Origin of the sequence: Virgibacillus natechei (assembly GCF_026013645.1) — a bacterium.
GTDB classification, from domain to species: Bacteria; Bacillota; Bacilli; order Bacillales; family Amphibacillaceae; genus Virgibacillus_L; species Virgibacillus_L natechei.
In genome coordinates, this window is record NZ_CP110224.1 from 341,666 (window position 1) to 355,803 (window position 14,138).

General features: G+C 39.0%; 12 protein-coding genes. 8 read left to right on the forward strand and 4 right to left on the reverse strand.

From position 1 onward, the window contains the following. Positions 1 to 23: 23 nt before the first annotated feature. The gene (locus OLD84_RS02110) at positions 24 to 1,682 is read right to left on the reverse strand and encodes a M4 family metallopeptidase (protein WP_245301560.1); all 1,659 of its coding nucleotides are present in this window, start codon (positions 1,680 to 1,682) and stop codon (positions 24 to 26) included. 695 nt (positions 1,683 to 2,377) lie between these two features. Between OLD84_RS02110 and glmS the strand changes: the two genes are divergently transcribed. Next, positions 2,378 to 4,180 carry a glutamine--fructose-6-phosphate transaminase (isomerizing) gene (gene glmS / locus OLD84_RS02115; RefSeq protein WP_209463123.1) on the forward strand — a complete coding sequence of 601 codons (1,803 nt, stop codon included), beginning with the start codon at positions 2,378 to 2,380 and terminating at the stop codon, positions 4,178 to 4,180. A 217-nt stretch (positions 4,181 to 4,397) separates the two neighbouring features. Here glmS and OLD84_RS02120 read toward each other — a convergent pair whose 3' ends face one another. Continuing rightward, positions 4,398 to 5,375 carry a choloylglycine hydrolase family protein gene (locus OLD84_RS02120; RefSeq protein WP_209463122.1) on the reverse strand — a complete coding sequence of 326 codons (978 nt, stop codon included), beginning with the start codon at positions 5,373 to 5,375 and terminating at the stop codon, positions 4,398 to 4,400. A gap of 506 nt (positions 5,376 to 5,881) precedes the next feature. Here OLD84_RS02120 and OLD84_RS02125 point away from each other — a divergent pair. Then, positions 5,882 to 7,315: a sodium:solute symporter family protein gene (locus OLD84_RS02125; RefSeq protein WP_209463121.1), complete on the forward strand. Its 1,434-nt coding sequence runs from the start codon at positions 5,882 to 5,884 to the stop codon at positions 7,313 to 7,315. A gap of 98 nt (positions 7,316 to 7,413) precedes the next feature. Here the strand turns inward: OLD84_RS02125 and OLD84_RS02130 are convergent, their stop codons facing one another. Further along, positions 7,414 to 8,598, reverse strand: a complete 1,185-nt coding sequence (locus OLD84_RS02130; RefSeq protein ID WP_280953308.1) for an NADH-dependent flavin oxidoreductase — start codon at positions 8,596 to 8,598, stop codon at positions 7,414 to 7,416. A 258-nt stretch (positions 8,599 to 8,856) separates the two neighbouring features. Between OLD84_RS02130 and OLD84_RS02135 the strand changes: the two genes are divergently transcribed. The 5 genes from OLD84_RS02135 to OLD84_RS02155 are packed head-to-tail and all read left to right on the forward strand — an operon-like array spanning position 8,857 to position 12,999. Continuing rightward, positions 8,857 to 9,219, forward strand: coding sequence for a glycine cleavage system H family protein (locus OLD84_RS02135; RefSeq protein ID WP_209463119.1), 363 nt, complete (start codon positions 8,857 to 8,859; stop codon positions 9,217 to 9,219). 3 nt (positions 9,220 to 9,222) lie between these two features. Further along, on the forward strand, positions 9,223 to 10,017 hold the full coding sequence (locus OLD84_RS02140) for a protein-ADP-ribose hydrolase (RefSeq protein ID WP_209463118.1): 795 nt from the start codon (positions 9,223 to 9,225) through the stop codon (positions 10,015 to 10,017). 9 nt (positions 10,018 to 10,026) lie between these two features. Beyond that, positions 10,027 to 10,911 (forward strand): SIR2 family NAD-dependent protein deacylase, encoded by an 885-nt coding sequence (locus OLD84_RS02145; RefSeq protein WP_209463117.1) that lies wholly within the window; start codon positions 10,027 to 10,029, stop codon positions 10,909 to 10,911. A 16-nt stretch (positions 10,912 to 10,927) separates the two neighbouring features. After that, positions 10,928 to 11,959 (forward strand): lipoate--protein ligase, encoded by a 1,032-nt coding sequence (locus tag OLD84_RS02150; protein WP_209463116.1) that lies wholly within the window; start codon positions 10,928 to 10,930, stop codon positions 11,957 to 11,959. A 29-nt stretch (positions 11,960 to 11,988) separates the two neighbouring features. Continuing rightward, positions 11,989 to 12,999: an LLM class flavin-dependent oxidoreductase gene (locus OLD84_RS02155; RefSeq protein WP_209463115.1), complete on the forward strand. Its 1,011-nt coding sequence runs from the start codon at positions 11,989 to 11,991 to the stop codon at positions 12,997 to 12,999. Positions 13,000 to 13,212: 213 nt separating this feature from the next. On the opposite strand, the gene OLD84_RS02160 is transcribed toward OLD84_RS02155, so the two are convergent. Next, the gene (locus tag OLD84_RS02160; RefSeq protein WP_209463114.1) at positions 13,213 to 13,548 is read right to left on the reverse strand and encodes a DUF421 domain-containing protein; all 336 of its coding nucleotides are present in this window, start codon (positions 13,546 to 13,548) and stop codon (positions 13,213 to 13,215) included. 56 nt (positions 13,549 to 13,604) lie between these two features. Here OLD84_RS02160 and OLD84_RS02165 point away from each other — a divergent pair, with 56 nt between their 5' ends. Continuing rightward, positions 13,605 to 14,114, forward strand: a complete 510-nt coding sequence (locus tag OLD84_RS02165) for a hypothetical protein (RefSeq protein WP_209463113.1) — start codon at positions 13,605 to 13,607, stop codon at positions 14,112 to 14,114. The last annotated feature ends 24 nt before the right edge of the window (positions 14,115 to 14,138 follow it).

Sequence of the window (14,138 nt, forward strand, 5' to 3'; positions counted from 1 at the left end):
CAAGCTTTTGCTGTGTTTAAGGTCTACTCATAAATCCCTACTTGATCAAATCCATCAGCAGTTGCTCTAGCTTCCTCACTTCCTTCACCATAAATATCCTCTGCTGATTGTATAATATACAGTCTTGCATCACTAAAATCAGAAGTTGGTGTCAGGTAAGTGACGAGCGCACGATAATATATCTGACCGAGCTTCTCTTTTCCAATTTGCTCTCCGGTAATATATGCAGCGTGGTTAATAATGGAAGAATTAATATGAACGCCACCGTTGTCCAAGTGCATCGGTAGGTCATAGAATTCATCCATGTGCGAAGGATACATTCCTTCACCATCACCATATGGAATATATTCTTCGTTAACTGGGTATTTACTAGGATCGCTCAGGCTGCGCAGGGAAGTCCTTCCATCCGCTATTGCCCCAGGGCCCATGATATCCTCTCCGATCTCCCAATTATCCTCATCAACCAATGCACCAAAAATATCGGCGAATGCTTCATTTAGTGCTCCAGATTCGAAGCGGTATTCCAGGTTAGCTGTATTTGTAATTACACCATGCGCCATTTCATGGGCAGCTACATCCAGACCTGCGGATAGTGGAACCATATAATCGCCATCTCCATTTCCATACGTCATATGGCGACCATTCCAGAACGCGTTGTTAAAGTCCGTACCATAGTTAACATAGGAAATGATGGCCATACCCTCATCATCTAGCGAGTTACGATCATGTTCATTCAGGAAATAATCATAAACTTTTTCTGAGTTATAGTGCGCATCGACAGCTGGGTGATGGTATTCCTTCTTCCAGGATGCGCTGTTATTCACAGCAATTTCATCGGTATTGGAATCAAAGGTGTAAATTCCTTCCAATCCTTCATGAGAGCTATCAGCCAGAATGAAATTGGTACCCTGTTGAGGCGGCTTTACTCTGGTTGTATGCAGTTCCCTATGATCTCCATGGACACCTGTCCCTACACTCTTATGAAATTCTCCCTCTTCAATATGTGCGATTGTATTATATCGATCGATCACGTTTCCATTTTTCGCATCTACATAAACAAACCAGTTACCAGGGGTTTCACCCATGAATGTAACATTAACCTTATAAGCAAGGAGTTTTTCCTCTTCGAAAGGATAAATGACAAGTTCTGAAATAGGATCATATTTCATGTTCTGTGGTGCGTCTACAGCTGAGCTAGCTGCTTTTATAGCATCTTCCTCATCTAGCGTTGGGTCTGTATTTATCGAAGTTTTTTCTGCTTCCGGGTTGTAGTTACCGTTAACTGTAACTAGTTCTTCGTTTTCGTTAAAGTGTACGATCACCTCTGTACCCTCTACAGGCACCCCATTTTTAGTCTGGTTGAAACGGACTTGCGTCATCCCTAGATCATCCTCTTGAACATCGCTTACTTTTAGATTTTCTTCCGCATTCTTAATTCCGATTTCCTGTTCATTTTCCTCTAAATAATCCATTGCATTTTCAGCATTACTGCTTGGGTGCATTTCTGCAAATTCCTCCTTTACAAAAATAGGAACGTTTGCATTCTCATTCCAGACCTTCCCTGTTTTCACCGAATTCGATCCAGGACTTTCTGAAATAACAACTGCATCACTTACAGAAAAAGAACCTAAAACGAGTGCTGAAGACAGAATTGCTGATACCGCCGCATGCTTTTTCTTCAATATTACCCCTCCTAGTAAAGTTATTAATACTAGTATAGAGTAATAGATTTGAAATAACATGATTAATATGAATTATTTTAATTTTTTAAAATAACAGTTCGATTAAACTACGGAAATAGTAAGAAAGGGTATATATAGCTAGAGTTTATATAGGTATTTGGAAGCCAGGGGTCTTGTTTTCATAGTTTGTGAAATAATAGAGAGTTAAAAGTAGGAGGCGCATTTAGGAGAAGGGTATATACAAAATGAAGTCTATCGCTAAGGAATGAACATATACTTCTCTCCATTCATAAACTAATCAAAACGCCAAGAAAAGTGTTGACCAACCTGTTTATTCTCGGGTAAAATGAGAAGTGTTCTTTAAAGTGTTTACTTCATTCTTAACAAATTAAGAATGCTAAGAGACTTAGTCAAAAACAGAAAGGAGCATAGAGGTTACTAAAGCAAGAAAAAGCGCCAGGGCTATTTTCTGACCGATGATAGAAAGTAGTTGACGAGGTGGAGGTTAATCGAGTATTCGGCGGATTCCTCCCGATTGTACATCTCAATCGATAGGCTTTTTTCTGAAAACAGTAAGGTGACTTATTGGCCAAAGAAAAAAGTGAGATGTCATACAACAACACGAGAAAGGGGTAGCAAAACGCCCCGAAATAACGAAATGGTCGTTTGTTACCCCTTTAAGGAGGAACAACGATATGTGCGGAATTGTAGGCTATATCGGCCTAAATGATACAAAAGAAATTTTACTAAATGGACTGGAAAAATTAGAGTATCGCGGCTATGACTCAGCCGGAATAGCAATGTTAAACGAAGACGGCATAAATCTTACGAAGGTAAAAGGCCGTATTGCAACGCTTAGAGAAAGCGTAGATAATACGGTTCATGCAACAATGGGAATCGGCCATACCCGCTGGGCAACGCATGGTGTGCCAAACGAAGAGAATGCACACCCACACAGGAGCGCGTCTGGAAGATTTACACTTGTTCATAATGGCGTTATTGAAAATTATCAGGAATTGAAAAGAGAATACCTAAGTGATGCAATGTTCGTTAGTCAAACTGATACAGAAATAATTGTTCAGTTAATCGAAAAGCTTTTTGAAACCTATCAGGATTCAGCTGAGGCATTTCGTCAGGCCATGAGCCTTTTAAAAGGTTCATACGCAATTGCAATGATCGATACGGCAGATCCAGACAATATATATGTGTCAAAAAACAAAAGTCCATTATTAGTAGGTTTAGGTGATGGATTTAATGTTGTCGCGAGTGATGCAATGGCTACATTAAAAGTGACAGATCAATACTTGGAAATTCACGATCAGGAAATCGTAGTTGTGAACCGCAACTTTGTTGAAGTCCAGAAGTTGAATGGTACGGTGGTAGATCGTGAACCATACACTGCACAAATTGATGTAAGTGATATGGAAAAAGGAACCTATCCGCATTTTATGTTGAAGGAAATTGACGAGCAGCCATTTGTAATGCGTAAAATTATCAATGAATATCAAAACGAAAACAATGAACTGAAACTTGATGCTGATATTCGCAGCGCTATGCAGAAAACAGACCGCGTCTATATCATTGCTGCAGGCACAAGTTATCACGCCGGATTGGTCGGCAAATCGTTCATTGAAAAAATAGCAAACATTCCAGTTGAAGTCCATGTAGCAAGCGAATTTTCATATAACATGCCACTCCTATCAGATAATCCGTTATTTGTGTTTATTTCACAAAGCGGCGAAACGGCTGATAGTCGCGGCGTATTAGTAAAAATTAAAGAAATGGGACATCCGGCATTAACGATGACAAATGTGCCAGGATCCACCCTTTCTCGTGAAGCAGATTACACCTTAAATCTTTATGCAGGACCAGAAATCGCCGTTGCTTCAACAAAAGCATACACGGCACAAATTGCGGTACTCGCAATTTTAGCAGTAGATACGGCACAGGCAAAAGGTCTTGAGTTAGAATTCGATCCCATGCAGGAGCTTGCGATTGCTGCAAATGCAATGGAAATTTTAACAGACCAGAAAGATGAGATTGAAGGCCTAGCAAGAGACTATTTACCAACAACACGCAATGCATTCTTCATCGGCCGCAGTGCAGACTACAATGTCTGTGTAGAAGGAGCATTGAAGCTGAAAGAAATCTCTTATATCCAGGCAGAAGGTTTTGCTGGAGGGGAGTTGAAGCACGGAACCATTGCGCTAATTGAAGACGGGACACCGGTTATTGCACTGGCCACACAAGCGAATGTGAACTATTCCATCCGAGGAAATGTGCAGGAAGTTGTTGCGCGAGGTGCCAATGCAATGGTTATTAGCATGAAGGGTCTGGAGCAGGATGAGGATGCATTTGTTTTACCACATGTGCATGAACTGTTGACCCCACTTGTTAGCGTTGTGCCAATGCAGTTGCTGGCATATTATGCGGCATTGCATCGTGGGTGTGATGTTGATAAGCCGAGGAATTTGGCTAAATCAGTTACTGTTGAGTAATAAGAAAGCACTGATTACATACGTGTAATCAGTGCTTTTCTGCTCTTTTACATAATTACAATCGTCTTGAATTTTTATACCCGTTCAGTATATTGTCGAATACGATCTAGGCTATTTTTCCAGTCAGCTTTAATTGCATCTATGTTGCCCCGTGGAAACTGTATAAATATGTTCTTATGACTTCCTCGCAGCTAGAGTGTAATACAACTAATGATGTTCAAATGTTAAGAGGGTGTACAATGCTTCCAAGAAAGATTGGTTGCGTCCCGTGCATACAATAGTCCCAAAGGCTTGCCGTTATGATTTGATTATTCTCATATGTTTTAAAGTAATATTCACATGTATTCGTGTTCATAAAAGCAACATATTTCGTATAATCATAGGTTCCTCTATCAGTTTGGACAATGCCCTTGGGAATAAAAACACTATTCATAATATGAAAACATGTCATAACTGCTTCGGATCGGCTTTCCGGAACTTGAGCATGTGTTTTTAGAAATGCTGTACGAGCGAAACGTTCAGGAGAGGTGAAGCCTCCGGGTAGATGTCTTGTTCCTCCACCTTGACTAAAAGGGGTTAATGATACATTTCCCCAATGAACTTCTTTTTGTTGCGTAATGGATACATCTGTATAATTTCTTAGATTGGTCATATGCCAGTGAAAATCAGGACTATTCGCCATGACTCCTATAGGGTTATCAATTACCTCAAGCCCCGTTTCCGTTTGCTCAATTACAACACTTTTGCCACTTCTGTCGGTAGCAATCCAATGTAAGGGAGCAGCTCTTTGCGTAACGGGATCTGGTACACCTACGATACCGATGTTTTCTAATAAAGCCTTTAAATCATTTACGGAGCCACAACGTCCTAAAATATAATGTAGAAAATCTAAAGAAGCAATTGGCTCGTTATCTTTTATCGGTAAATCATAATCAGCATAACCTTCAAAATATAAAACTGCAGCAGCAAATCCTCGTTCATTTACACCATCAAAAATACCAAACATACCATCTGTTTCTTGACCAATACAGATAAAGCTGTAGTCATCAATGTATTTTTTCGTTGATATTAGGCTATTCCATTGGTAATTTTTCGGTATTACATAAAGTCCAGGTTCAATGGGATAGGAAAAATCCATCGTTCTTCCAAAGAAGTTCTCCTTCTGCATAGATTGTAATGTAATGGCGGTACACATATCGTAAAACCTCCAATTATTATAAATATCCTAGTTCTAATTTATGGTTCATAAGGAAATAAGGTGAATTTTTCTAATTTGAAGATTAAGCTATAATTATTGGTATCATTCCGGTTTGGGAAAACGAACCGCACGATGTACCATGTGCCCCGGAGAAATACAAAATTAAGTCATTACATGTAGCGGTGAAGAGTATAAAACATAGAGGACTCCAACAGTGAAGGGGTTCTCTTTTTATGTGTGCATCTACGTTGGTTAGGATACCGAATATAGAGTTCCTTTAATGGGAAGTGGAAATCTAGCAAACAAGACAAATATCTGATAGATTTAAAAAATAGAAGGGAGATGGGGATGTAATAGAAAGAAGGGGTTATTTATAGGAAATTATCTCTAACAGAATATACCTGTGAGATTGGAAACCGTTTATGTTTAGAAGTCAATTAATTTTGAAGAAAATGATATTTGAATCTATGTTATTCAAATTTTTTAGGTGGGAGTAATTATATATGTTTAGTGGAGATGAACGAATTATATTATCAGTCATTGTTTTTGTTTACTTTATTTTTCTGTTTGTATTGGCTTTATATATGAATCGGAAAACGAAAACGTATGAAGATTATAATGTTGCTGGCAGGTCCGTTTCGATTATTCCGATAATTTTAACATTTATTGGAACTGGTGTTGGCGGATCAACATTATTAGGTTACATGGAGAATGGTTACATATTAGGAATGGGGGAGCAGTGGATACATATCACGATGTTCCTTTGCGTCATTATTTTTGCATCATTTTTGCTCAAGCGGATCAGAAGCCTGGGGGAAAATCATAACATGGTCACGGTGGGTGACTATACTTCCTTACGTTATGGTAAACAAGCTCGTATTCCGACTGTTATTAGTATATTGTTTTCCTATTGTGCCATGACCGGTATGCAGTTTGTTGCTATTGCCACGATACTGAATTTGACAATCGGGTTAAATGTGACTTTGGGAATTTTTATCGGCTGGGCATTGTTAACATTAAAAACTTATTTTGGCGGACTGAAAGCTGTTATTTGGCAAGATGTTATTCACGGAACAATTCTAACAATGGGAGTCATCGCCTTGTTTATTACAGTGCTGATAGTAGCCGGGGGCTGGGAATCAATTTCTGCATATGCTAGCACTAATAATCAAGAAGATATGCTCAGCATTATGAATATCGAACCAAGTGAAATATTCATATATCTCTTGACGTTAGCCGTTTTTCAATTTATTAGACAAGATCTTTGGCAGCGTGTTTGGGCAGCAAAAAATGTTAAGACAGCAAGGAATGGATATTGGATTTCTATGATCATTGCTGTTTTAATAGGCGCTATTGCTGTTGCAATCGGTGTATTCAGCAGGTACGGTTTACGATTGGAAAATATTGATCCAGTACTCATTTATTATGGTGTTGTTGAGGATGTATTTCCCTTCTCTTTAGTGGTTGTGATGATTATTGTGTTATTGGCGGCCGTTATATCAAGTGCGGACTCCTTCCTTTTAGCAGGATCCTCCTCTATCGTAAACGATATAATCAGACCAAATTTTAAACATTTAAATAATAAAAAGATGTTGATTTGCAGTAGGATTTCTGTTTTGATCGTATCCATTGTTGCGCTTGTGTTAGCCTTGTCAGTCCCAGGATTGGTTAACCTGATGGTAACTGGGACGGCGATGTCGGTCTCAGGTCTATTAGCACCGGTAATGTTTGGTTTATTTTGGAAAAGAGTGACCAAAGCCGCTGGTGTTGCTTCCATGTGGGGAGGTCTGGTCACAGCCGTCATTTGGCAGGTCTTAGGCCATCCTTTTGGTTTACATCCTATTTTTATCGGGTTACCTTTATCCATAGCAATACTGCTGATTGTAACGTTTTTAACAAGACATCATAATCAAAACGCAGGGTTAACTATGAAATAAAATCGATTATAAGCAAAGCTAAATTATTTCAGAAAAAACACCAATCCTTACCTCGAAATGAGTTCAATAAGGATTGGTGTTTTTTAATAATCGCCCCACTATTCATATAATTTTCTCAATTCATGACGGGAGGACTCTGAAAGCGATCCGCCGATATCCATTAATTCAACAATGTCTTTAAAGGCTCTTTCTGGAATTGCTAAATCGGCTATTTCGTCTGGAGAAAAACCCAAGTTAATCTCATCTTCCCGGCCTTCTTTTAATTTGGTAACAAAGTCAGGTTCGGTAACGAAAGGTGTGGACGCACCAACCATATCGGCGAACTCTAAGGCTTCCAGTGCCTTTTCTGGTGAGTTGATGCCGCCAGTGGCCATTATTGGAATACGACCAGCGATATGTTCGTATACAACTTGATTCATGATTTCACCTTTAAATTTACCTTGGCGAATCGTTTGTTTATAAATGTTCTTGCCCCAACTTGCAGTAGCTAAATAGTGGATATTTGCCACTTCCATGATTCGATCCATGAAATAAAGGAAGTCCTCTGCACTATAGCCAATTTCATTGCCGCGTGTTTCTTCTGGTGTGCCGCGAAATCCAAGAATAAAGTTAGCAGGTGCTTCTTCATCAATAACTTTCTGAACAGCCTCCATCACTTCGATACCAAAACGTGAACGATTTTCAATAGTTTGGGCTCCGTATTCATCATCACGCTGATTTGAAACAGTGGAAAAAAATGTTTGAATTAATAAGCGCTGCGCACTTGAAATTTCAACACCATCAAAGCCGGCTTTGATTGCACGGCGGGTAGCGTCAGCATATTGGGTAATGACATGCCCGATTTTACGTTTGGTCATCGGTAAGACGGTATGTTCAATGGGAGTCTTTAAGCGCATTTCACTTGGGCCATAAACGACACCGAAGTCTTTAAGTGATATTTTGGAAAAACGGCCTGCATGTGTTAATTGAATAATTGCCTTCGCACCGTCTTTTTTCATCGCTTGAGCGAGTTCTTTAAGTCCTTCGATACTATGGTCATCATCGATACTAAAACCATATTCAAATAATTGACCGTATTCTTCGATATAAGCAGCACCTGTAATTTGTAAGGGTGCTGAACGCCCGCGTCGCTTTGCATATGCCAAGTCTTCTTGCGTCACATGACCTTCCACAGTTGAAGAATTCGTGATCATTGGTGATAGGACAAAACGATTATCTAATTCAATACCGTTTGGTAGAGCTATTTTCTCAAATAAAGGTCTGTATGGTTCCGTTGTTTTCATTTGCATAATCCCCAATTTCTGTAAGTAGTAAAGTGTAATTGTTCATGTTAATTTAAACCTATCACCGGTTAAGAGCAATGTCAATTTGATACAGATTTTACCCTGTTATAATGGCTTGATAAATGGTGAAACTCTATACTAATTCGTGACGCTAATAATACTTAAGTAAAATAAGAAATTTTGTTAGATTATTTACAATAAATGTTATACACTGTATATGTATTAGGCTTAAATTTACGTAAGAAAGAGGGGTTTCTAATGAAAAAACGTGGTGAATATTTATTTATTGAGAAAAACGGTGATGATTATACGTTAAGTATGACGCCAGAGTTACAAGATGATATTGGTACAGTTGGCTTTGTTGAATACATAGTTGCTGATACTGTTACGCTTGAAGCAGGTGATACTATTTTAAATTTAGAAGCTTCGAAAACGGTTCTTGAATTGGCTTCCCCGTTGGCTGGTAAAATTGTTAAGCGAAATGAAGCATTAATAAGCGAACCAGCACTGTTGAATTCAGCGAAAGCAGAAGATAATTGGATGATTACATTAACGGATGTTGATGAAGAGGCGTTTAATCAATTAGAAGGTGTTACAAGATATTTTTCAGAACAGGAGTAGGGTATGGATCAAGAAGCGAGATTAGATTATCTGATTGACTATTTATTGAACGAGAACATAGATGCGATGGGCAAAGTGATGCAGTACAAAAGGGATAATGCACAGGAAAAATTAGCATTATTTCGGGGGCTGTGTAATGTCCGCCCCCCTGAACCAGTAACAGAACAATTTATAGCGGTTCAAGATGCTTTCTTAACCCAGTGGAATACCGAACGGCCATTAACCTCATTGAATGATTTGGAAGACGCACAACCGCAAATTTATTTATGGCAAGGCGATATTACCAGTCTAGCAGTAGACGTGATTGTCAATGCAGCCAATAGTGATTTTCTGGGTTGTACGCAAGCGAATCATGACTGTATTGACAATTTTATACATACACGTGCTGGTGTAGCATTAAGGTTAGAATGTGATGCAGTGATCAAGGCACAAGGCAGAAGAGAGCCAATGGGAAAAGCAAAAATAACCAAGGCTTACAATTTACCAGCGGACAATGTCATTCATACCGTCGGTCCTTATATCGACGAGCGTGGTGTCACCCCACTAAAGGAAAAATTATTAGCTTCGTCCTATCGTTCTTGTTTAGCTTTGGCTGATAAGCATCAACAAGGGACGGTAGCTTTTTGCTGTATTTCAACAGGTGAATTTAATTTCCCTAACGAGCGTGCGGCTGAGATTGCGATTCAGACTGTGGAAGCATATTTACGTGATACCGGGTCAACGCTTAACGTTATCTTTAATGTGTTTAAAGATGAGGACCTACAAATTTATCAGTCATTATTAGGGATAAAAGAATAGGAGATTGTTATGGAACAAATACAAACACATTGGAAGGCATTACCGATGGAATCATCCATGTCACAAGCTGATTTTTTACATCAAGTAATAGAAGAAGCAGAAGCAATTGTCATCGGCATTGGTGCAGGGATGTCTGCAGCGACTGGGTTTACATATGTAGGAAAAAGGTTTACAGACGCTTTTCCTGATTTTATTGCGAAGTATCGTTTCTTTGATATGTTACAAGCAAGTGTCTTTGATTTTGAGGACGCGAGAGAATATTGGGCTTTTAAAAGTCGCTTCAGTTTGTTGAATTTCTTTGATCAACCAATCGGGCAAGCATATGTTGATCTGCGCCAGATGATGTCGGATAAAAATTATCATATTATTACAACGAATGCTGATAATGCGTTTTATGCGGCCGAATTCGATATGGATAAAGTCTTTCGTATTCAAGGAGAGTACGGGCTATGGCAATGTTCCGAGCATTGTCATCAACAGACGTATCATGATGAAGCCTTAATACGCCAAATGGTACGGGAACAATCGGACATGAAGATACCTGCAAATTTAGTTCCCTATTGTCCGAAATGTGGGGCCGTGATGGAAGTGAACAAACGTGATGAAGTAAAAGGAATGGTGGAGGATGATCATTTTCATGAGCAGAAAGCGCGTTACGAGCAATTCTTAGAAGAGAACCAAGCGAAGAAAATACTCTTTCTGGAAATTGGGGTTGGGCATACAACGCCGCAATTTATTAAACATCCATTTCAACAAATGACGAAAGGAAACCCTAAATCATTGTTTGTGACAATGAATCAGAAGGATTACTTCACTCCACAAGAGATTCTCACGCAAACAGTAAGAATTGATGACGATATCGCAAGCGTCTTACATTCAGTGGCACCTGAATAAATAATGGAGGTAGCGTATGTATTTAATTGAATCGAAGCGTAATGGAGAATGGATTTATGATCCAGGAATGGTAATGGCCTTACAAGACTATGTGAAAGATCATATTTTCTTAGATGATGATGTTTTGTTCGCCTATATGATGCACCCAGCTGTTCAAATTGGAAAATTCCAGAATGCATATGAGGAAGTAAATCAGCCTTATATGGATGCGCATGATATTAAAATCATTCGCCGAGAATCAGGTGGTGGTGCGATTTACCTCGATGATCGTAATATGAGTTTTTGTTTCTTATTTGATGGCAGTACTGACATTTATGGGAACTATGCACGTTTATATGAACCGGTCGTCAAAGCACTGGAGAATTTAGGTGTAGATCATGTAGAACATAAAGGCCGTAATGATTTAGTTTTAGATGGTAAGAAAATATCTGGTTCTGCGATGACTTTACAGAAAGGTCGCGTTTATGCTGGGTATTCGTTACTATTAGATCCTAATTATGAAGCAATTGTGTCTGTCTTGAATCCAAACCAAAAGAAAATTAAAGCACATGGGATTCAATCCATCCGTAGTCGAGTAGGATCAATCCGTCCTTATTTAGCACCGGAATACCAAGAAATGACGGTCTGGGACTTTACGGATTATATGATTTGCCAATTGCTTGGAGTTGATGACGTCAGTGAAGCGAAGCGGTATGAATTAACACCAGAGGATTGGGCAGGCGTCGATAAAATTGCCGCTGAGAAATACCACAATTGGGACTGGAACTATGGTCGCTTTAACCAATTCGAATATCATTTAACAGAACGTTTCCCAATTGGAACGATTAGTGTCGGCTTAACGGTTAAGCACGCTAAAATTGCTTCCATCCAGATTACGGGTGACTTCTTCGGATCAAAAGAAATAAAAGAAGTGGAAGAGGCTTTAGTCGGGGTACGGTTAAGAAGAGAAGACTTATTAAACGCGTTAGAGCCGTTGGATTTGGCTAATTATTTCGGAAATCTATCGAAAGAAGAATTAGTCAGCTTTATCTTAAGTGAAAAGGCATAAGCCCATGAGAAGTAGAAAGAAGGGTGAACTTGGTTAAATTAGGGATTTTAGATTATGCTCAAATTGATGAAGGCTCAAGTGCCCGGAAAGCTTTGCAGGATACGATTAAGCTAGCTCAATTAGCAGAAATCTTAGGTTACGAACGGTTTTGGATGGCAGAACATCATAACGTTCCTGCTTTTGCAAGTAGCTCGCCAGAATTAATCATGATGCGTTTAGCAGATGCAACGGAGCGGATTCGTATCGGTTCGGGTGGTGTGATGATTCCGCATTATAGTCCGTATAAAGTAGCTGAAAATTTTCGAATTCTCGAAGCGTTTCATCCTGGTCGAATTGATTTGGGAATAGGCAATACGGTAGGAACGGCAATTGTGAATCGGACGTTGAATGAGAATAAACAGCTAAACTTAGGGTACGAGCAGAGTATTGTTGATTTAACCAAGTATTTGAGCGATCAAGTGGATGAAAGCCATCGTTTCTCTGGAATTACTGCTAACCCTGTTATTTCAACCGTTCCTCAGATGTGGGTGTTATCAACTAGTATCAGAAGTGCTAAAATGGCTGCTAAATTAGGAATTGGCTATACGTTTGGATTATTCCCACTTGCAGGTATTGATAAATTAAAAATTGGTATCCAAGCAGCAGAGGCGTATCGTAAGGCATTTATCCCTTCATCTTTCATGCCAGAACCCAAAGTGTCCATAGCCCCGTTTGTTGTCGTTGCTGAAACGAATGAGCAAGCGGAAAAATACGCAGAATCCTTAGATCTATGGCTGCTCGGAACGGATAACTTTGGTCATTTGAAAGAATTTCCATCCGTTGAAACAGCTCGGAATTATACATATAGGGAAGAGGAAAAGGTGATCATTCAAACGAATCGAATCCGGATGGTAGTGGGCGATATTGAAAGCGTCACTGAACAATTAAATACCTTGGTTAGGCAATTCAAGGCTGATGAAGTCCTGTTAATACCGCTTATGCCAGGGTTGGAAGCCCGCAAAAAAGCGATTGAATTATTGGCTGGAGCATTTATAAACTAGCAGAGATAGTAAAATAAGATAACACATCTCACATCTTTTGTAGGGAGGTGTGTTTTTTTAAGCTAGGTTTCTTCCCATATTTCAAAAGTATAAAAAACGACGAAACTGGCGAGCCCGGGATAGAGGTCGCGTTTGGGCCATTTTCTGGAATAACTTTTAATGGCGATTAATATGACTGAATAGGCACTAATCTGCAAAGCTGAGAATCACTACTCATCCGTTATCTCTGTTTTTCTTCAATGTATAGGCTCCCGTCCGTGTAACTACAAAAAAAATAGATGCTAGGTCTGTATAACCCCTCGATTTTAACTGTTGATCTAACCATTTTTCATTAACACCCATAATTTGAACCTGTTCTTTCTGAATAACACCATCAAGTATTAGGGGTAAACTAAAAGTGGATTGATCATCGAAAACAGTTAAGTCCCCTGAAGGTTCAAGCATTGCAAATTGAACTTTTGAAATATCAGTAATGTCCTTGTTTCTGAGTTGAGTATATAGGTCATCCAGATTATAACTATTCTTTTTCATTTCATATTGGTTACACAACCCATTTTCAATAATTAAGGAGGGTCTTCCATCGATAATGTCTCGTGCTTTTCTTGATGGATTCTGATACAGGTATTTCTGATGAGCCAGAGCTGGAATTGATATTCGCAGAGAGTAAAAAGCTCAGTAAGGATTTTGGTGCTAGTGGTTTCAAGATTAAAGAATTTAGGGACTATAAAATGGCTTTTAAATTCTTAGAGGAATTCACAAGAAATACGGAATTTACTCAGTTAGTGTTGGCACATGTAGCAGAAAGCCGATGGGAGGAAATGACTCAAGGGTCTTATACGAATTTTTTGATGAAGAGGATGCCTTTTTTAGAGTTCCATTTTATATCCCAGGATTTTGCCTTTCCATATGAAGATTGGCCTTATAATAAAGGTGTGTACGCTTTTCTTGAACCAACAGGGGAAACTGAAAAATATTACCTCACAGAACAAAAAACAGAAAAAAAGTTGAAGTCGGTGTTTTCTTTAAAGAATCTGCCACAGATTTTAATACCGGGATATTCCTTTCATTCACGGAAGACAAATACTCCAGTTCATATAAAGTTATGGACAGCGTAGCCATCTTAGAAAGTAGAAAGATAA